We start from the raw sequence: 18,747 nt of genomic DNA on the forward strand, positions 1-18,747 counted from the left end.
ACCCACAACAAGAGAAAAAGCCATGAACCTACCCTTTGAACCGCAACGCCAGACCCAGGACTACCAGGCCTCGGACGCGGCCCACCATATCCATGCCTTTGTGGATCAAAAGGCACTGAATGCCGAAGGCCCACGGGTGATGGTCCGCGGTGAGGGGCTGTACCTGTGGGACAGCGAGGGCAAGCGTTATCTGGACGGGATGTCGGGCCTGTGGTGCACGCAGCTGGGTTATGGCCGCAAGGACCTGACCGCTGCGGCGGCTGCGCAGATGGATCAGTTGGCGTACTACAACATGTTTTTTCACACCACCCATCCGGCGGTGATCGAACTGTCCGAGCTGCTGTTCAGCCTGTTGCCAGGGCACTACAGCCATGTGATCTACACCAACTCCGGTTCCGAAGCCAACGAGGTGCTGATCCGCACCGTGCGCCGCTACTGGCAGGTGCTCGGCCAGCCGCAGAAGAAAGTCATGATCGGCCGCTGGAACGGCTATCACGGCTCCACCCTGGCGGCGTCTGCCCTGGGCGGCATGAAATTCATGCATGAAATGGGCGGCTTGATCCCGGACGTCGCGCACATTGACGAGCCCTATTGGTACGCCCAGGGCGGTGAGTTGACCCCGGCCGAGTTCGGGCGACGCTGCGCTCTGCAACTGGAAGAAAAGATCCTGGAACTGGGCGCGCAAAACGTCGCCGGTTTTATCGCTGAACCTTTCCAGGGCGCCGGCGGCATGATTTTTCCGCCGCAAAGCTACTGGCCAGAGATCCAGCGTATCTGTCGCCAATACGATGTGCTGCTGTGCGCTGATGAAGTGATTGGCGGTTTCGGCCGTACCGGTGAGTGGTTTGCCCACCAGCATTTCGGTTTCGAACCCGACACACTGTCGATTGCCAAGGGCCTCACTTCCGGCTACCTGCCCATGGGTGGTTTGGTATTGAGCAAACGCATGGCCGAAGCCCTGGTGGAGCGGGGCGGGGTGTTCGCCCATGGCCTGACGTATTCCGGGCACCCGGTTGCCGCGGCGGTGGCGCTGGCCAACCTCAAGGCGCTGCGTGATGAAGGGATTGTGCGCCAGGTGAAGGACGACACCGGGCCGTATCTGCACAAGCTCCTGCACGACGTCTTTGGCAGCCACCCGCTGATCGGCGAGATCCAGGGCACCGGCCTGCTCGCCGCCCTGCAGTTTGCCGAGGACAAGGACACGCGCAAACGCTTTGCCAATGAAAACGACCTGGCCTGGCAGTGCCGCACCTTTGGCTTTGAAGCAGGCGTGATCATTCGCTCGACTCTGGGCCGCATGATCATGGCCCCGGCCCTGGTGGCCAGCCGAGCGGAGCTCGATGAGCTGGTCGACAAGACCCGCATTGCAGTAGACCGTACCGCACGGATTGCGGGAAAGCTGTGAAGGGCTGAGCGCCTGCATGCCGCTCGGTTGAACAAGGTGGGCGCCGGATAGCGGACCGCCCACCGCTCCCAATGGATGACTCATCAAGGGTGTCGATTTGATCGAACGCCGCGGCGCCCTGCATTTCACTTCCCAGGAGTCAGCAATGAATACAATAACAAACGTAGCCGATACTCCCGCCCACCACACTTGCTCTTCACGCCGTTTCCGACAACCCCTGGGCCTCGTCGGGTTGGTGCTGTTCGGCCTGGCGTATATGGTGCCGCTGGCGGTGTTCACCACCTACGGCCTGGTGACCCAGATGACCAAGGGCCACCTGGCCACCGCCTACCTGTTGACCCTGGCGGCCATGCTGCTGACGGCCTACAGCTATGGGTGCATGGTCAAGGCGCACCCTTATTCGGGCTCGGTCTACACCTACACACGCAAGGCGTTTGGCGCCTCTTTCGGTTTTATCGCCGGCTGGACCTTGCTACTGGACTACATCTTCCTGCCGCTGCTCAGCTATTTGCTGATCGGCATCTATCTGTCCGAATACTTTCCTGCCGTGCCCACCGCCGTGTGGGTGCTGGGCTCCATTGCCCTGGTGACGGCGCTCAATCTGGTGGGCATCGAGTCGATTACCCGGGTCAATTGGGTGCTGATCGTGGCCCAACTGGTGTTCATCGTGGTGTTCGTGGCGTTGTCGATCCACAACCTCAGCGGGCAGGCCGAGCCGGTGTCGCTGCTCAAGCCGTTTCACCACGAAGGTTTCAGTGTGCCGCTGATCATGACCGGGGCGGCGGTGCTGTGCTTGTCGTTCCTGGGTTTTGATGCGGTGTCGACCATGGCCGAGGAAACGCCGGACCCGCGTCGCACCATTCCCCAGGCGATCATGGCGGTGTCGCTGATCGGCGGGCTGTTGTTTTTGGTGGTGTCGTATTGCGCCCAGATGGTCTTCCCGCAATGGAATAGTTTTGCCGATCCCGACTCGGCTTCGGTGGATGTGATGCGCCGGGTCGGCGGCGAGCTGCTGGTGAGTGCGTTTACCGCCACCTATGTGGCGGGTTGTTTTGCTTCTGCGATGGTCTCCCAGGCCAGCGTGTCCCGCGTGCTGTTCGCCATGGGCCGCGACGGCGCATTGCCCAGGGTATTCGGCAAGCTGGTGACAAAAAAACGCGTGCCGGCCAACGCGATCATGCTGGTCAGCCTGTTTTCGCTGATTGCCCTGTTTATCAGCCTGGACACCGTGGCCAACATGATCAGCTTTGGCGCGCTGTTCGCGTTTTCGGCGGTGAACCTGGCCGTGATCAAGCATTACCTGGGCGACCAGAAACTGCGCGGCACGCGCAATTATCTGCTGTACGCCGCACTGCCGGGCCTGGGGTTTTTCAGCACGCTGTGGTTGTGGACGAGCCTGTCGGGCATGTCCTTCACCATCGGCCTGTGCTGGATGGGCCTGGGGCTGCTGTGGTTGCTCTGCCTCACCCGAGGGTTCCGGGTGGGGATGCCGCAATTGCACATAGCCGAATAAGCGACATATCCACCCCTTCCCACCGTAGGAGCGAGCTTGCTCGCGAAAAACGTGAACGATCACGCGGGCTTCCTGGAAAAGCGCGGTGCCTGTGAGTTTTTCGCGAGCGAGCTCGCTCCTACCGGTGTCAACCCCTTCAGGAGTACAACATGTTGGACCTCAGCTACTGGCAGCAACGCGCTGCCCGTCAAACCTTCATCAACACCGCCTTGATCGACGGCCAGGCCGTGGCCGCACTGTCCGGGGCGACCTTTGACGCCATCAACCCGGCGACCAACCAGCGCCTTGCACGTGTCGCCGCCTGCGGTGAGGTTGAAGTAGACCTGGCAGTGCGCTCTGCACGCCGCGCCTTTAACAACGGCCCGTGGCGGCGCATGCCTGCGGGCGAGCGCAAGAAAATTCTGCTCAAGCTCTGCGAGCTGTTGATGGCCCACCGCGAAGAACTGGCGCTGCTCGATTCCCTGAACATGGGCAAGCCGGTGATGGACGCCTATAACGTCGACGTGCCCGGTGCCGCCCATGTTTTCGCCTGGTACGGCGAAGCCCTGGACAAACGCTACGATCAAGTCGCCCCGACTGCCGCCAATGCGTTGGCAACCATTACCCGCGAACCCCTGGGCGTGATTGCCGCCGTAGTGCCGTGGAATTTCCCGCTGGACATGGCCGCCTGGAAACTGGCGCCCGCCTTGGCGGCAGGCAATAGCGTGGTGCTCAAGCCCGCCGAACAATCGCCATTCTCCGCCCTGCGCCTGGCCCAACTGGCGCTGGAGGCGGGCATGCCCGAGGGGGTGTTGAACGTAGTGCCAGGCTTGGGCGAGGGCGCCGGCAAGGCCCTGGGGTTGCACCCGGATGTCGATTGCCTGGTGTTTACCGGTTCGACCCAAGTGGGCAAGTACTTCATGCAGTACTCCGCGCAGTCCAACCTCAAACAGGTGTGGCTGGAGTGTGGTGGCAAGAGCCCGAACCTGGTGTTTGCAGACTGTCAGGACCTGGACCTGGCGGCAGAGAAGGCGGCCTTTGGGATTTTCTTCAACCAAGGCGAAGTGTGCTCGGCCAACTCGCGCCTCTACGTGCAACGCTGCATTCACGACGAATTCATCGAGCGCCTGATCGACAAATCCCGTGCCTGGATGCCCGGCAACCCACTCAACCCCGCCAGCGCCGCCGGTGCAATCGTCGACAGTGGGCAAACCGCACGCATCATGCAAGCCATCGGCCAGGCGCATGCAGACGGTGCCACGCTGTTGACCGGTGGCCAACAGGTGAGCATCGAGGGTTGTTCGAACTTCATCCAGCCGACGATATTCGCCAACGTCACCGCTGACATGAGCCTTTCCCGCGAAGAGGTGTTTGGCCCCGTGCTGGCGGTGAGCGCCTTCGATACCGAAGAACAGGCCATACAGCAAGCCAATGACAGCCTTTATGGCCTGGCGGCATCGGTGTGGAGTGATGACCTGAACCGTGCGCACCGCGTGGCGCGTGCCCTGAATGCCGGTACCGTGTCGGTCAACACCATGGATGCCCTGGACGTGACCGTGCCTTTCGGCGGCGGCAAACAGTCGGGGTTCGGGCGCGATTTGTCGCTGCATTCGTTTGATAAGTACACGCAGCTGAAAACCACCTGGTTCCAGTTGCGTTAACTGCCCCGTTTTGCATAACTGCTGTGCCGTCACAGGCATTCATCCGCCAGCGCGCAATGCCTATAGTCCACTCACCCCGTGCAGCGCGTTCAACCGCGCTGCGCGATCCAGCCCAAGACTGAGGTGAGCCTGATGAACCGTGAATTCGACCCCGCACTGACGGATATCAACCAAGTCGACGCCGAGTACTTCGAGTACAGCAAGGCGGCAAACCCCATCAGCGCCAATCTGATTTCCCGCATTCCCTACCACAGCTTTCCCGCCTCGCTGTATGACCGTGGCCCCTCGCGCGTGGTACCGCTGGACCTCAGCGAGGCCTTGGGCTGCGAAGGCCCTGCGACAGGCCCCGGACTGTGCGCGAACTTCATGCGCCTTAACCGTGGCGACACGTTATCCCTGCAACCCAGCGCCACCTCACAGGTGTTCTACGTGATTGCCGGGGAGGGCAGCGTGGTTCAGGGCGAGTATGAGATTCAATGGTCCAAGGGCTGCTTTATCGCCCTGCCTGGGTTACAGCAGGCGCACTTCAGTGCCCGCGAGGATGCGCGCCTTTACTATGTGCACGATGAGCCGTTGCTGCGTTACCTGGGGGTGACACCCAGCGCCGATCGCTTTGCGCCGACCCTGTACCCAGCGGCACTGGCCAACGCCAAGTTGCGCGAAGCGGCCGATGACCCCAGGGCGCAGGACCGCAGCCGCATCAGCATCCTGCTGGGCAACCGCCATTTCCCGCAGACGCGCACGGTGACCCACGTGCTGTGGGCCATGTATGGGATTCTGCCGGCGGGATCAATACAGAAACCCCATCGGCATCAGTCGATTGCACTGGACTTCATTATTGATTGCCCCAAGGGTTGTTATTCCCTGGTGGGCACCGAGCTGGACGCGGATGGGCAAATCCGTCACCCGCAGCGGGTCGACTGGTTGCCCGGCCTGGCGTTTGTCACGCCACCGGGTTATTGGCACGCGCACTTCAATGAGTCCGATAGCGAGGCGTTCCTGATCCCGATTCAGGATGCGGGGCTGCAAACCTACTTGCGCGCGTTGGATATTCGCTTCAGTTGAGTCACGTCCAGTCCGGTGTTTCGCCCAGTCGCTCGACAATAAAGTCGATAAAACACCGGACCTTGGACGACACAATGCGCTTGGGCGGGTAGACAAACCACACCGCAAACGCCCGCTCCACGCCCTGGATATGCCATTCCGGTAGCCAGACTACCAAGTCGCCGGCCTCGATACTTCGCGCCACGAGCCAGTCGGGCAACAGCGCAAAGCCCAAGCCTTGGCGCACGGCGATCAGTTGCGCGTCCAGGTCGTTGATTCGAATCGCGCCGTCATGCTGCAGCGGGAGCGCACGGCCGGCGGATACAAAACTGATATTGCCGGTGGTAACCGTGCCTAACACCGCGGGCACACCGGCCAAGTCCGTGGGCGTGGACGGAGGAGGGTGCTGCATGCCAAACGTCGGGCTGACCACCAAGCGGTAATGGCCGTCGCTGAGCTTGCGTGCCTTAAGCGTCGAATCGGCCAGCTCGCCAATGCGGATGGCTAAATCGACGCCGGCATGAATCAAATTGACCTGGCTGTTATCCAGCACCAGTTCCACGCTGATTTGCGGGTAGCGCACCAGAAAGTCATGCAACGCCGGCAGGATGTGGTGGCGAGCAAACGCCGGTGGCAGGTTGAGTTTCAACACGCCGCGAGGATGCTGGTTCAGCGCAGATGTGGCGGCCTTGGCGTGTTCCAGCTCATCCAGCACCCTGCGTGCGTGTACCAGGAAGGTCTGGCCGCCTTCGGTCAGGTGCAGCGTGCGTGTAGAGCGGTTGAACAGCGCGATGCCCAGGTCTTGCTCAAGGTCCTTCACGTAGCGTGAAACCGTTGAGGCCTTGATCCCCAGGCGCTCAGCGGCGCGGGAGAAGTTGTTGCCTTCGGCGGCTTCGATGAAGGCGGTGAGGGCGGTGAAATAGTCCAAGGGCAGCCTCAGGGCAGGGCGATGAGAGGTGCAGGTTGTTGAGTTTTGGCGGGGGCTGTCAACTGCACGACCGTAGAACCACGATGCAGCCCCCGTTTTCATAAATCAGGGCTGCTGGTAATGCCCTGGAATGTCATGGCCTTCATCCGCGGGCTTGTTGCGTTTTTGCACCTGGACGTCGCTCAATTTCGCGTCCTTGAGCTCTGCAAAGCGCTGCCTGAGCAGGGACTCGGCCCATTGCGGGTCCAGCGTGTCTGCATCGTGTTCAAGTGTGCGGCTTTGCGGCTGGTTGTCGAGGATGAAACTGATGAGGTAATGCGGTTTCTCGAACATGAACGTGGCTCCGTTACGGTTAACAAGGCGGACCCGAGCAGGGCATGTTCGTTTGATGAGTTGGCGGCGTGGTGATTCAGAAAAAATAGGCCGCTTTCATCTATTGATCTCGATCAGGTGGGAAGGCTGGCCCGCTCTATAACCTTGGGCGCTTATCGATGGCCAGGGACGGCTCAACGAGCAGCTCTGGTCGCACATTCTCAAGGAAGAGTCAGCCATGCGATCACTGAAGATCCTGTTGTTATCATCGGCATTCAACGGTTTAACCCAACGGGCCTGGCTGGATTTGCGCCAGGCGGGCCACGACCCCAGCGTTGTGGTGTTCACCGATCAAGCCACCGTGTGCCAGCAGGTCGAGGCGTCCGGCGCCGACCTGGTGATCTGCCCGTTTCTGAAGGACCGTGTGCCGCATCAATTGTGGAGCCATCCCCAGCGCCCGGTGGTGATCATCCATCCGGGCATCGTCGGCGACCGTGGCGCCAGTGCGCTGGATTGGGCGATCACCCAGCAGGCCAGCCGCTGGGGCGTCACCGCCTTGCAAGCGGTGGAGGAAATGGACGCAGGGCCAATCTGGTCGACCTGTGAGTTCGACATGCCCGCCCAGGTGCGTAAATCCGAGCTGTACAACGGCCTGGTGAGCGACGCCGCGATGGTTTGCATTCGTGACGTGGTGGCGAAATTCGCCAACGGCTTCGTCCCGACACCGCTCGATTACACCCAACCCAGCGTCATCGGGCGCTTGCAGCCGAACATGACCCAGGCTGACCGCACCTTCAGTTGGTTCGATTGCGCAGGCTTTATCAAGCGCAGCATCGACGCTGCCGATGGCCAGCCCGGCGTGTTGGCGAGCCTGCTGGGCGGGCAATATTACGTGTATGACGCGCACTTGGACGCCCGCCAGGGCACCCCGGGCGAAATCCTCGCGGTGCAGGACGATGCCGTGCTGGTAGCGGCTGGGGATCACAGCCTGTGGATCGGCTCGCTCAAACCCAAAGGCCCAGAGACTTTCAAGCTGCCGGCACGTCACGTTCTGGCTGAGCAGTTGGCCGGCGTGCCGGTGCTGGACAGTTCAATCGCCTGCCAGGCGTTCAACGCACAGGCCTATCAACCGATCCGCTACCAAGAGTTCGGCCACATCGGCGAACTGACGTTCGAGTTCTACAACGGCGCCATGAGCACTGAACAATGCCAGCGGCTGGTAGCTGCATTGCGCTGGGCCAAGGCGCGAGATACCCAAGTGTTGCTGATCAAGGGCGGGCGCGGCAGCTTTTCCAATGGTGTTCACCTCAACGTCATCCAGGCCGCCGACGTGCCGGGGCTGGAAGCCTGGGCCAATATTCAAGCCATCGACGATGTATGCCTGGAGCTGCTCACCGCCCGGCAACTGGTGATCAGCGGCCTGACTGGCAGCGCAGGCGCAGGCGGCGTGATGCTGGCGCTGGCCGCCGACATTGTATTGGCCCGCGAAGGAGTGGTGCTCAACCCGCACTACAAGACCATGGGGCTCTACGGCTCTGAATACTGGACCTACAGCCTGCCACGGGCCGTGGGCAGTGAAATCGCGCACAAGCTCACTGAAGAATGCCTGCCCATCAGCGCCATTCAGGCCCAGCAGTACGGCATGGTTCAGGCCATTGGCCCCCGCTGTCTGCAGGCATTCGGCCTGTGGCTTTTGCAAGAGGCTGACCGTGCGTTGACCGATGACAAGTACCTTCACGCACGCACGCGCAAAGCCACGCTGGAGACTCAGCAAGTTGAACGCTGTCGCGAGCAGGAGCTGACACAGATGCGACTGGACATGGTGGACAACCGCCAGCAGTTTGCCGGGAAGTGCAGCAACTTCGTGCTCAAGCGCAAAACCTGCCAAAGCCCGCAGCGGTTGATTGCGCCGTGGGCGTTGAGGTACGAGACCGGTGTGCCGCAAAGCCAGATGCTGAATGACTGACCGTCGATGCGGGGAGGGCGCGTCAGCCAGTACAGCCTCGCATTGGGCAATAGGGTTGCCCATAATGGAGGCCAACTCGCCCAACCGCACAGACCCCGAGGCCCCATGGAACTGCACAACCTGAACGATAACGCAGCGCTCGTATGACGCGGGCGCTGTTTATTTCGTTGGATGGGCCCAAGGGCACCGGCAAAACCACGCTGTTGGAGGCCGTTACGACAGCGCTGAGGGCCGACAACAAAAAAGTTGTCCGACTGTGCGAGCGCAAAAGCGATCCCTATCGAGCGCAAACGATGGCGCTGGTTAACAAATTCGCCAGAGACCCCAGCCGGGATCTGGAACTTGAGGTGTGTGAGCGCTTTGCTGACAGCCGCAGCTGGATTACCCGACACATACTGGCCGCGCAGCCACCTGACAGCATCATCCTGATGGATCGCTGGTACCCGTCTGATGCCGCGTTTCGTCGGTTGATACCCTTTGCAGACATTCTTGAGCTGAACATTAATCGGCAGGTGCAAGTGCCGGATCTGCATGTGGGGGTTGTCACCACGGCGCAAATATCCTGGGCGCGGGCGGCAACACGACGGCGCGGGCTGAGCAGTACGGTGATGTATAAGCTGGAGGAGCAAGTTGTGTGTACCGAGGCGTTTGAGCGGGCGGCTGTGGGGCAGGGGTGGGTGATGTGTCGCAATGAAGGGACGATTGAAGAGGCGATGAGGCGGGTGGTTTTGCAGATATATAAGGTCCTTCATTCCACGCATCAGGAGTAACGGAGTGCCGTTGAACCAGCAAGATCAGGATGATGTTGGTCATCAGAACAAACGTCACCGAACGAAGAAACTCTATGAAAACGTCGTGATAGGAAACTTCCTGTACGGTCTCGGATTCGCCGTGCGGTCATGTCTAGACGCAAACACCTCGATCCCAAGCGTGGTCAACCTGCTACAGCAGACGCCTGCAGACAAAGAGCTGGCTGACGTACTGCTGAGCTTTCCAGGTGTCGTGCGCTTGATCGAATTCAAGATGAAGGGCGCCAGCCTGAAAAAAGAGCGACTACGACATCGTTTACTCATGGCCGCCCTGACAGGTGAGAATCAGGTATTGGTCGAAACGTCCAGAAGCCTGCACTGGTATGTGGAGGTGGGCGCCAATGACACCGACACGCCTCTGGTTTCGCGAGCCGTTCCATATCTCGACGCCTTCGACGACGAACACTTGGCGTTGTCCGCGGGAAGCCTTGAACGACTCGTGGAGCAAACCGCGCGCGAAGCTGTTCGCGGCCTGGACCCGATGATGCGCGAGCGTTCACAGATATACCTGCGATTTTTACGCAATATTCAAGCTGACGACCCGGTGGGCGCAGGTGGTGTGCTTCTGGTCATGGGCGCAGGTGGAGCAATGCATTTTGTTCAGCTGCGAGACGTCTGTGATTTGAGTATGCCGCACAGGCAATGGCTGGAGCTGGAAATGAGCGGTCCGCAGCTGGAGCGATCTGTGCCTGCATTGGAGCGAAGCATGAAGCGTCCCAAACACCGCGACGGCCCCTAATATGGAAGGTAATGCCCCATGGACGAACACGTGAACGAGAATGACCTCAGCCTGCGGGCCATGGCCGTCGCTGCCAAGGGCATCATGAGCGCAGCGGAAAATGACAGAAAAGCCGCTGAGCAGGCGATTGCGCGTCTTGGCTATCTGGAAAAACGTGTTGAGCAGAGCTTGCAACAGATTCCGACGATACTGGGCGCTTCAGCGGCGCAGATCGCAGATTCAGTGGCTTCAAAGGCGGCCGAGCAGTTGGTTGGCAGGTTCAGACAGGCCGATGCCGCGGCGCTTGATGCGGCGCAAAAGTACCAGGCCGCCAGTGACAGCCTTAAGCGTCGATTCTGCCTCAGCATCTTCGCCATTCATCTAGGTGTGGTATTGCCTCTGGCGTTGCTGTTTTTCTTTGCGGTCCCCAGCACCGATGAGATTGCGCAAAGGCAACGAGAGTTAGCGGTGCTTGAGCAAAACATAGAAGCGTTGAAACGCCAGGGTGGTGACGCTGCCATTATTGACTGCGAGGGACGCCCGTGCGTGCGCACGCGAGAGGTCCCGGGCGAAAATCCCTATCACGATGCCGCTACAGGGAAGAAGACTTATCGGTTGATCTGGACCAAGTGAGCTTCATCAACTTTGAACTAATCACTAAGCCTGTCCACCTAACGCTTTGCACGTTGCCTCAAGCCCGGGGTTTTCCTGGGTTACCCAATCACACACGAAGGTTTGGTTAATCATGAAGAGCGAACAGGTAGAAGGCGTTGTAGAAAAGGTTGCTGGCAAAGCGCAGAGCGCAGTCGGGAAGCTTTTTGGCGATTCGAAGTTGGAAGCCGAAGGCGCTGGACGCCAAGCTGCGGGTCAACTGACGCAAACCTATGGCGACGCACTGGACAGCGTTTCTACATTCGTCAAAGAGAAACCGGTTGCTGCACTGGCAATCGGAGCTGTTGCTCTACTGGTGCTGAAAAGATTGCTTGGTCGCTGAACCTCAACAAGATTTCCCTCGTACTCCTTGGAGTTCCGCGCCAGGAGGTACGAGGGCGGTAAGCCATAGCCCTTAAACCAAGCCTTCGCGTTTGTATTGATTTGCCGAACTGTCAACGCGCTTGGGTTTTCTGGAACAGGTCAACTGGTAAGCAATTGCCAACCATAGGAACCACCCCGGCATGACCATCAAGGCAATTCGGGTGTCTGGTCTCAATGCCAGCAGACAAAGAACAAAGCCCAGAAACGCCAAAGAGAACCAGGCCATCGGCGCGCCGCCAGGCATCTTGTAGGTCGATTTTGCATGCAGGTCAGGGCGAGTGTTGCGATAGGCAATGTACGACGCGAGGATCGTCGACCAAGTGAAAATCACCAGAATTGCTGACACGGTAGAGACGATGGTGAAGGCGGTCATGACTTCTGGAACGATGAACAGCAACAACACGCCCAGCAGCATCAACAAGGTGGTGAACGCCAAACTCAGCAGAGGCACGCTGTTGCTCGACAGACGCCGGAAAATCCCCGGAGCGTTGTCCTGATTGGCCAGCCCGAACAGCATCCGACTGGACGAAAATACGCCACTGTTGGCCGATGAGGCGGCGGATGTCAGCACCACAAAGTTGACAATACCGGCTGCTGCGGGGAACCCCGCAACCAGAAACAGCTCGACGAAGGGGCTCTTGTTGGGCGAAACCTGTTGCCAGGAAGTCACTGCAATAATGCAGGCCAGTGCCAGCACATAAAACAAGATGATTCTGAGCGGAATCGAGTTGATGGCTTTAGGCAGGGTCTTTTCGGGGGAGCGCGTTTCGGCGGCTGCGGTGCCGATCAGCTCGGTGCCCGCAAACGAGAAAATCGCCATCTGAAACCCGGCAAAGAAACCGAACAAGCCGTTGGGGAATGCGCCCTGTTTATCCAGCAAGTTGTTCAGGGACGCGGTGACGCCACTGGGTGAGACAAAGGAGCTGGCAATCAGCACCATGCTCACCCCAATCAGGGCAACGACGGCAATGATTTTGATGATCGCGAACCAGAACTCCACTTCACCGAAGAGCCTGACAGTCAGCACGTTCAAGGCGAACAGTGTTATCAGCATGCCGATGGCTGGTATCCAGGCGGGTACATCAGGGAACCAATACTGAAAAAATCCACCCACCACGACTGCATCACCTATCACTGCAACGCTCCAGCTTAGCCAATATGACCAGCCGAGAAAGAATGCTGCGCGTGGGCCAAGATAGGCACCGGCAAAATCAGCGAAGGTTTTGAAGCTCAAGTTGGAAAGTAACATTTCGCCCATGGCACGCATGACGAAGTAGACGAACAGACCGATGATCATATAGATGAGGATGATCGACGTGCCTGAGAGGGCGATGATCTTCCCGGAACCCATGAACAGGCCTGTCCCGATAGCACCGCCCATGGCCATTAACTGAATGTGACGATTGCTGAGTGTGCGCTGCAGCGCGGGCTGTTCAACCCGCTCGGACGGAGTCGATTTCATTACAAAACCTCTTGATTTTATGTTTTTGAGTTTTGGTAGAAAAGTGGGAATCACGTGACCTTGATAGAGATGTAATGGCTACTGACGGTAGTGGTTTGCGGAGTTTCAGGCCCGTTTGCTCTCGTAACCATGCAGCACATTGACTGCATTGATCCCGATTTCATCGACCATGTAGCCACCCTCCATCACAAACAGGGCAGGGCAGCCCACGCCGGCTATCAGCTCGCCGATGCCGATGAAGTCTTCGCTTTCAAGCAAAAAGTGGCTGATGGGGTCGTCCTTGAAGGTGTCGACGCCCAGTGAAATAACCAGCACGTCAGGGGCAAATTGCTGGAGTTTCTTGCAGGCGTGTAGCAAGGCGTTGCGGTAGTTTTCCCAAGAGGTGTTCTTCGGCAGCGGATAGTTCAGGTTGTAACCTTCGCCGTGACCAGCGCCGACTTCGTGGCTGTAGCCTGAGTAGTACGGATAGGACACCGTCGGTTCGCCGTGCAGCGAGACAAACATGACGTCACTGCGCCCGTAGAAAATATTCTGGGTACCGTTGCCATGATGAAAGTCGACGTCCAATACCGCGACACGCTTGGCGCCTCGGGTAATAGCCTGTTGTGCGGCAATGGCCGCGTTGTTCAGATAGCAATAGCCGCCCATGTATTCACGTGCAGCGTGATGGCCGGGCGGACGGCATAGGGCAAAGGCACTGTCGTGGCCTTCATCGATCAGCGCCAGTCCGGTCAGTGCGATATCGGCACTGGTTTTTACCGCTTGCCAGGTGGTGGCAGTAATGGGCGAGCCGGCGTCCATGGCGTAGAAACCCAGTTTGCCGTCGATGAAAGTCGGGACTTGCTCGTTGGCCAGATCACGCACTGGCCATACCAGCGGCAACGCATCGTGGGTGCGCCCGGTTGCGCACCATTCAGACCAGGCAGATTCCAGAAAAGTTACGTAGCGCTCGCTGTGCGCGTTGACATAGCACGACCGATCAAATGCTCGCGGTTCGATGATCTGGCCAAGACCTACCTGTTTGACCCGATTGTGGACGGTATCGGCCCGACTGGGCTGTTCGAAGGACGGCTTGAGCACGCCGTCTTTCAATTCGGTGCCGTGGTGCAAACGGTGGGAATCACTGAAAACTGTAAACATTGTGCGCATCCGCTGATATGGGCCAGTGCAAATATTCTGTTCCGGCTCTGAAGCGCTTTCTTTGCTTTGTTTTCGTGGTTTACTGGATTATTCGGGCGTTTTTACTCAGGAATGACGTAATGCAGAAAAAAACATCCAAACGCATCAGTCTCGACAACACCGACCTGGCGATTCTCGCGTTGCTGCAGGAGGATGCGGGTATTTCCAACTCTGAGCTCAGTGAGCGCTTGTCGTTAAGCCTGACACCTTGTTGGAGGCGGCGTAAGAGAATGGAGGAGGCGGGTGTGATTAAAGGTTATCAGGCGAACCTTGATCGACGAATGCTGGGGCTGGATATCATGGCGTTCGTGCACATCCGTTTTTCCACCCACGCCGACCACGCTCCCGATGCTTTTGAGGCGGTGATTGCTCAACTGCCTGAAGTGTTGTCCTGTCACAAGATCACCGGGGATGCCGATTACGTGCTGCAAGTGTTGGCAGAGGACCTTGATAGCTACAGTGACTTTATCGAACAGGTGCTCAGGCGTCAGGTGGGTATTGCGTCCATCCAGTCCAGTCTGGCTTTACGCGAAGTTAAGACCAGTAGCCGTATCGCGATACCCAAATCGATTAAGGAGTGAGTGGGCAGGTTAGATCACCTCAGTGATTTAGGCTGCTCATGAACGTCTATGATATGTGATTTAACATAATATACATTATGCGAACCGCCCTATACGGAGCTGGGGGGCTCTTGGAGGCTGCTTTTCACCAGGTGATCAGCGTTAAGGTGTTGCTACTAGCAACACACGTTCAGGACGATGACTCCTAGGCTTGGCCATCTGCCTCGATACGAATCTTGGCGCGTGCAACAACGACCATGGCTTCGACAATGAAAGCCGCGTCACCGGTGTCGTGTGCATCAGCCAAAAATACAGCTACGGCCTCTGAATCAACCAGCGAGTCTGCTGGGTCATAATCATAAATTGGCTCTGTCATCTGATCACCCGGAGAAAATAATGAACCCGAAGCCCAAGGCTAAAAATACGAGCTGGAAAGTCTGCCAGGATGCAGCTGATGGCACTGGCGATTTAATCATACCGCTGACTGACGATCTCCTGTCGGCCATCAAGTTGGCCAGCGGCGACAAACTCGACCTGGAAGTTAAACCTAACGGCACGATAATCCTGACGCCAGTTCGTGCGTAGGACTAATTCAGCTATCTACGCGCCTGATGGCTGCAGCCCATAAAGCACGGGGTTGTTACCGATTACACGTGATTTCACTGGGTGCTAATTTCCTTTCCTTGAGAGATAGCGTTCAAATTTGGAAGATAACGAGCAAGGATGAACTACCCCTAGTTCATCTGTTGATCTACCCTCCTCCTTTTAATAGCCTTTAAGAATAACTAAACTAAATGACTATTTAGTATAGTTATATATGAGTGTCCTCCATCAAAGCCTAAACCTATCCACCGACTGCGAAAGCTTCCCCGCCAAACTCGACAATTCATCCGTCGTCGACGCCGTCTCGCCAATCACCCGACTATTACTTTCCGACATCCCCGCAATCCTCTCCACCTGATGGGCAATCTCATTACTGGCCAGGCTCTGCTCACTAATAGTGCGGGAAATATCATTGACCAATTCAGTGGTACTCAGCGTAGCCTGGAGAATCTCGCGAATGGCGCGTTCCACTTCGGCAGTCACTGCCATGCCCTTATCCACTTGGGCAACGCCCTCCTCCATGCTGATTACCGCTGCTCGGGTGTTCTGCTGGATGCTCCCAACCATGCTGGCGATTTCCTGGGTGGAGGCGCTGGTGCGTCCGGCCAGGCTGCGCACTTCGTCGGCCACGACCGCGAAGCCGCGCCCTTGCTCACCGGCGCGGGCGGCTTCGATGGCGGCGTTCAGGGCCAGCAGGTTGGTCTGGTCGGCAATCCCCTTGATCACCTGGATGATGCTGTAGATCGCTTCAGACTCCTTGTCCAGTGTGCGGATCACTTGGGCTGACTGTTGGGCAGAACGGGCGATGCCGTCCATGTCGCTGACCACCTGGTGAATGACGCGGCCGCCGTCCTTGGCCAGGGTTTCAGCCTGGCTGGCCATGTCCAGGGCACGCTGGGCGTGACGGGTGATTTCTTCGATGCTGGCGGTCATTTCGCTCGCGGCGGCGGCCATGGTGCTGGCGGCGACGCTTTGTTGCTGGCTGCTGCCTGCCACTTCATGGCAACCCTGGCTGAGGCGCTCGCTCATGCCATTGACGCCATGGGCATTGCTGCGAACCACTTCGATCATGCCGCGTAAATCCCGCTGCATCGTCGCCAGGCTGCGAATCAGTGCACTGGCTTCGTCCTGGTTCTTGGGTTCGACAATCGGCTCGCTCAGGTTGCCATGGGCAATGCTCTGGGCAATACGGCTGGCGGTGCGCAACGGCCCCATGATGCTCAGTGTCACCCAACGTCCTTGTGCCAGCAGCAACAGCAGACTTGCCCCCAATACGATGATCAAGGTCCAGTTAGCGTTACTGATGGTTTGCCGGGTACCGGTGCTGGTGAGGTGGGTATGACTTTCGATCAGCTCGCTCAACGCCGCCATTTGATCTTCCAGCTGGCTGAACGCGGCATTGAAGGTCTGCAGTTCCCCACGTGCGGCCTCGGGGTTGTCCAGGGCGAGCGCGACGATGCGCTCGCCGGCACCGATGTAGGTGTCCAGGCTGGGTTTGATTTTTTCCAGGCTGGCCTTGATCGAGGCGTCCAGCGGCAGCTTGAGATTGTCCGCCAGCACCTCGCGAAAGTGCTCGGCATGCTCCTTGATCGAGCTGTTGACCTCGGCCGGCGTGCTGGTGCTTTTGCCCAGCCCGACCAACATGGCCGACAGCACATCCGCACGCAGGGCGTCGTGCATCATGTCGGCTTCCATGTGATTGCGCAGTACCGTCATGCTGACGTCGTTGTCCTGTACCGCGTCGGCCATCCGCGTATTACCCAGGTAACCGGCCAGGCTCATGATCAAGGCGGTGAGCAACCCGGTCGCAATCAACAGCACCAAGCGTAATTTGATCGTCATAGTGATATCCCTGTACCAGGACCGCCGGTTGGGAACCCAACCGTTTCAGTGTCGCTGCTAGCTGTATCGGCAGCTGTTGCTTGTTAGTGAAGCCTAAGTTTGCGGATCTGCGCGGTTCCCTTAAGCTGACCGTCCATTGCTCTACCTGGATCTGCCAAATGCCTCAACGTATCGCCCGTCTCGCCCTGTTGCTGGGCTTGATTACCGCCGTCGGCCCGTTTGCCATCGACATCTATCTGCCAGCGCTGCCCACCCTGGGCACCAGCCTCCAGGCCTCGCCGGCGGCGGTGCAGATGAGTTTGACGGTGTTTTTCATGATTATCGGCGTGTGCCAGCTGTTCTACGGCCCACTCAGCGATGTGTTCGGGCGTAAACCACCGATTTATGCGGGTTTGGTGATTTTTGCCGTTGGCAGTGTTGGCTGCGCGCTGGCACCGACCATCGAAGTGTTGATCGGCTTTCGTGCGGTGCAAGCGTTCGGTGCCTGTGCGGGGATGGTGATTCCACGGGCGATTGTCCGCGACCTGTATACCGGCCATGAAGCGGCGCGCCTGATGGCGTTGTTGATGCTGGTGATGAGTGTTTCACCGATCCTCGCGCCACTGGCTGGCAGCCTGGTGATTTCGAACTGGAGTTGGCGCGAAGTGTTTGCCGTGTTGGCGGTGGTGGCCGTGCTGTGCCTGGTGATGACCGCCGTACAACTGCCAGAAACCCACCCGGCCGAGCGCCGCCTGGGCAAGACCCTGGGCCAGGCGTTCGGCAGTTATGGCGCCCTCCTGCGCGACCCGGTCTTCACGGGGTTGTCGGTGGTGTGCGGGTTTGGGCTGGCGACGTTTTTCGTGTTCATTGGCAGTGCGCCCTTCGTGTACATCGAGTTTTTTGGCCTGACGCCAACCCAGTTCAGCCTGTGCTTTGCGCTCAACGCGGCTTCGTTTTTCGCCATGAGCCAACTGACCGCCCGCCTCAGCGCCCGCTTTGGGCTGGCGCCGTTGATTCGCTGGTCGGTGGTGGGCGTGGCGGCGGTCATGAGCTTGCTGGCGGCCACCACGTTGTGGGGTGACAGCCTGGCCTTGATGATGGGGCTGTTGTTTATCGGTTTTGGCTTTCTTGGCCTGCTATTACCAGCGGCCGGGGTACTGTCGCTGGAGGATCATGGTGCGGTGGCAGGTTCTGCGTCTGCACTGCTGGGCGCGATCCAGATGGTCACGGCGGCTGTGGCGATGACCTTGGTGGGCGTGTTTGCTGACCATACACCGGCGCCAATGTTGATCGGTATTGCGCTGTGTGCGCTGGCCGCGATGCTGACCACCTGGTGGACCTTGCGACGTTTGCCTGCTCATTTGGCTTCAAGCGCCCCGCCCTCTTCCTGAGTATGGTTGTAGCAGCCAACGGTAACCACGATGCGAAGCGAGCCGCTCTTGATCTGCTTTTGATCTTGGCGCCCCGTTAAACCACGCTGGCCGAACGCAGGCTTGAATTCGTGGGTAACCCGGCAGGACGCCGGGTTAGCCGCCCCGCGCCATGGATGGCGCGTGGCGGCGGCCCACGGATTCAAGCCTGTGTTCGGGCACACCGAGCCCAAGCGAGGTGCCGAGTGGTGGGGCAAGAGCCCTTTTGGTTACTTTTGGGGCTCTTTTCCAAAAGTGACCCGCTGTAAAAGCGGAACCCTAAGTGGCCGTTACCGCAGCAATGGATATGTACACAATCCAACTGTGTTGACTGTCAGGCCGC

The 18,747-nt window shown here is 58.7% G+C and carries 18 protein-coding genes and 1 pseudogene; 12 read left to right on the forward strand and 7 right to left on the reverse strand.

Going from position 1 to position 18,747, the window contains the following annotated elements; translation table 11 throughout:
- Positions 1 to 22: 22 nt before the first annotated feature.
- From HU731_RS01740 to HU731_RS01755, 4 genes are all read left to right on the forward strand, one after another.
- Complete coding sequence (locus HU731_RS01740) at positions 23 to 1,405, forward strand: aspartate aminotransferase family protein (RefSeq protein WP_186608119.1); 1,383 nt, start codon at positions 23 to 25, stop codon at positions 1,403 to 1,405.
- Between the two features lie 145 nt (positions 1,406 to 1,550).
- Positions 1,551 to 2,918, forward strand: coding sequence for an APC family permease (locus HU731_RS01745; protein WP_186608118.1), 1,368 nt, complete (start codon positions 1,551 to 1,553; stop codon positions 2,916 to 2,918).
- 149 nt (positions 2,919 to 3,067) lie between these two features.
- Complete coding sequence (locus HU731_RS01750; RefSeq protein ID WP_186608117.1) at positions 3,068 to 4,558, forward strand: aldehyde dehydrogenase; 1,491 nt, start codon at positions 3,068 to 3,070, stop codon at positions 4,556 to 4,558.
- Positions 4,559 to 4,690: 132 nt separating this feature from the next.
- Entirely contained in the window at positions 4,691 to 5,623 is a 933-nt protein-coding gene (locus HU731_RS01755) for a cupin domain-containing protein (protein ID WP_186608116.1), read from the forward strand.
- Between the two features lies 1 nt (position 5,624).
- Here HU731_RS01755 and HU731_RS01760 read toward each other — a convergent pair whose 3' ends face one another.
- Complete coding sequence (locus HU731_RS01760) at positions 5,625 to 6,530, reverse strand: LysR family transcriptional regulator (protein WP_186608115.1); 906 nt, start codon at positions 6,528 to 6,530, stop codon at positions 5,625 to 5,627.
- Between the two features lie 105 nt (positions 6,531 to 6,635).
- Positions 6,636 to 6,863: a hypothetical protein gene (locus HU731_RS01765; RefSeq protein WP_003191203.1), complete on the reverse strand. Its 228-nt coding sequence runs from the start codon at positions 6,861 to 6,863 to the stop codon at positions 6,636 to 6,638.
- Between the two features lie 217 nt (positions 6,864 to 7,080).
- Between HU731_RS01765 and HU731_RS01770 the strand changes: the two genes are divergently transcribed.
- From HU731_RS01770 to HU731_RS01790, 5 genes are all read left to right on the forward strand, one after another.
- Positions 7,081 to 8,808 (forward strand): hydrogenase maturation protein, encoded by a 1,728-nt coding sequence (locus tag HU731_RS01770; RefSeq protein WP_186608114.1) that lies wholly within the window; start codon positions 7,081 to 7,083, stop codon positions 8,806 to 8,808.
- A gap of 143 nt (positions 8,809 to 8,951) precedes the next feature.
- Entirely contained in the window at positions 8,952 to 9,578 is a 627-nt protein-coding gene (locus HU731_RS01775; protein ID WP_186608113.1) for a dTMP kinase, read from the forward strand.
- Between the two features lie 10 nt (positions 9,579 to 9,588).
- On the forward strand, positions 9,589 to 10,356 hold the full coding sequence (locus HU731_RS01780) for a hypothetical protein (RefSeq protein WP_186608112.1): 768 nt from the start codon (positions 9,589 to 9,591) through the stop codon (positions 10,354 to 10,356).
- An 18-nt stretch (positions 10,357 to 10,374) separates the two neighbouring features.
- Positions 10,375 to 10,968: a hypothetical protein gene (locus HU731_RS01785; RefSeq protein ID WP_186608111.1), complete on the forward strand. Its 594-nt coding sequence runs from the start codon at positions 10,375 to 10,377 to the stop codon at positions 10,966 to 10,968.
- Positions 10,969 to 11,080: 112 nt separating this feature from the next.
- A complete protein-coding gene (locus HU731_RS01790; protein ID WP_014718439.1) occupies positions 11,081 to 11,329 on the forward strand; it encodes a CsbD family protein in 249 nt (82 codons plus the stop codon).
- A 72-nt stretch (positions 11,330 to 11,401) separates the two neighbouring features.
- Here the strand turns inward: HU731_RS01790 and HU731_RS01795 are convergent, their stop codons facing one another.
- Both HU731_RS01795 and HU731_RS01800 read right to left on the reverse strand, forming a co-directional pair.
- Positions 11,402 to 12,832, reverse strand: a complete 1,431-nt coding sequence (locus HU731_RS01795; RefSeq protein ID WP_186608110.1) for an amino acid permease — start codon at positions 12,830 to 12,832, stop codon at positions 11,402 to 11,404.
- Positions 12,833 to 12,937: 105 nt separating this feature from the next.
- Positions 12,938 to 13,972 carry a histone deacetylase family protein gene (locus HU731_RS01800; protein WP_186608109.1) on the reverse strand — a complete coding sequence of 345 codons (1,035 nt, stop codon included), beginning with the start codon at positions 13,970 to 13,972 and terminating at the stop codon, positions 12,938 to 12,940.
- A 119-nt stretch (positions 13,973 to 14,091) separates the two neighbouring features.
- On the opposite strand from HU731_RS01800, the gene HU731_RS01805 reads away from it, so the two are divergent.
- Complete coding sequence (locus tag HU731_RS01805; RefSeq protein ID WP_186608108.1) at positions 14,092 to 14,592, forward strand: Lrp/AsnC family transcriptional regulator; 501 nt, start codon at positions 14,092 to 14,094, stop codon at positions 14,590 to 14,592.
- Positions 14,593 to 14,776: 184 nt separating this feature from the next.
- On the opposite strand, the gene HU731_RS01810 is transcribed toward HU731_RS01805, so the two are convergent.
- Positions 14,777 to 14,947: a helix-turn-helix domain-containing protein gene (locus HU731_RS01810; protein WP_186608107.1), complete on the reverse strand. Its 171-nt coding sequence runs from the start codon at positions 14,945 to 14,947 to the stop codon at positions 14,777 to 14,779.
- A 20-nt stretch (positions 14,948 to 14,967) separates the two neighbouring features.
- On the opposite strand from HU731_RS01810, the gene HU731_RS01815 reads away from it, so the two are divergent.
- On the forward strand, positions 14,968 to 15,156 hold the full coding sequence (locus HU731_RS01815; RefSeq protein ID WP_186608106.1) for an AbrB/MazE/SpoVT family DNA-binding domain-containing protein: 189 nt from the start codon (positions 14,968 to 14,970) through the stop codon (positions 15,154 to 15,156).
- Positions 15,157 to 15,402: 246 nt separating this feature from the next.
- Here HU731_RS01815 and HU731_RS28895 read toward each other — a convergent pair whose 3' ends face one another.
- Both HU731_RS28895 and HU731_RS28900 read right to left on the reverse strand, forming a co-directional pair.
- Positions 15,403 to 16,266, reverse strand: coding sequence for a methyl-accepting chemotaxis protein (locus HU731_RS28895; protein WP_411829346.1), 864 nt, complete (start codon positions 16,264 to 16,266; stop codon positions 15,403 to 15,405).
- Between the two features lie 42 nt (positions 16,267 to 16,308).
- Positions 16,309 to 17,016, reverse strand: a pseudogene (locus HU731_RS28900) (MCP four helix bundle domain-containing protein); the annotation flags it as partial.
- A gap of 158 nt (positions 17,017 to 17,174) precedes the next feature.
- Between HU731_RS28900 and HU731_RS01825 the strand changes: the two are divergent.
- Complete coding sequence (locus HU731_RS01825) at positions 17,175 to 18,386, forward strand: multidrug effflux MFS transporter (protein ID WP_186608104.1); 1,212 nt, start codon at positions 17,175 to 17,177, stop codon at positions 18,384 to 18,386.
- Positions 18,387 to 18,747: the final 361 nt, after the last annotated feature.

Source organism: Pseudomonas salmasensis (assembly GCF_014268375.2).
Classification (GTDB): domain Bacteria; phylum Pseudomonadota; class Gammaproteobacteria; order Pseudomonadales; family Pseudomonadaceae; genus Aquipseudomonas; species Aquipseudomonas salmasensis.